We start from the raw sequence: 632 nt of genomic DNA on the forward strand, positions 1-632 counted from the left end.
GGTCTCAGCAGCGGTTATCTGACGTAAGATACGTTCTATTAAAACGGATGAGTTGATGATTATGAACGACTTCAATATTGCTGCAAAGAGCCAAGAGGAACGCGACAAGGTTAACGTTGACCTTGCAGCCTCCGGCGTGGCGTACAAAGAGCGCTTGAACATGCCGGTTATCGCCGAAGTGGTTATGCGAGAACAGCCTGAGCATCTGCGCGATTACTTCCTTGAGCGCTTGCGGTATTACCGCGAACAAAGCATCTCTTTGCCAAAAGCATCAGACCCTCGATATCTCAAACAGGAGGAAGGTAAGTGAAATTCTCTCGAATCGAACAAAGCCCAGTAATGGAGAAGGGAAACTACGTGAAAATCGATCATGATTTTGGCTACTTTTTAGATCCGAACAAGATGGCTTCGATAGCTAACTATGAAGATGAGTCAGCAGCACTTTTAAAATTAATGCTAATTCATGAGGACTTTCTTAGAGTTGTTATTGAGAACTTAAGGCCAGAGGGTTCAGAAAAGTACAATGCTATCAAAAGCTATAAGTATTTTGCGCCGAAGCTCTCAGCTGCCGTTCTCTTAGGGCTTCCTGTATCACTTGCTGATGCTATGTCTGAACTTAACAGCATTCGAAA

Annotated in this window: 1 protein-coding gene and 1 pseudogene; both read left to right on the forward strand. The window is 44.0% G+C overall.

What is annotated here, in order from left to right; all coding sequences use genetic code 11:
• The first annotated feature begins 61 nt into the window (after window positions 1–61).
• Window positions 62–310, forward strand: coding sequence for a DNA polymerase III subunit theta (locus tag HP459_RS23250; RefSeq protein WP_284998652.1), 249 nt, complete (start codon window positions 62–64; stop codon window positions 308–310).
• Between the two features lie 47 nt (window positions 311–357).
• Window positions 358–632 (forward strand): annotated as a pseudogene (locus HP459_RS23255) (hypothetical protein); the annotation flags it as partial.

The organism is Enterobacter sp. CM29, from assembly GCF_013179605.1.
Classification (GTDB): domain Bacteria; phylum Pseudomonadota; class Gammaproteobacteria; order Enterobacterales; family Enterobacteriaceae; genus Enterobacter; species Enterobacter intestinihominis.

What these genes read in the sequence shown, in the direction of transcription:
- HP459_RS23250 (WP_284998652.1), top strand. Translation starts at nt 62, where the DNA reads ATGAACGACTTCAATATTGCTGCAAAGAGCCAAGAGGAACGCGACAAG.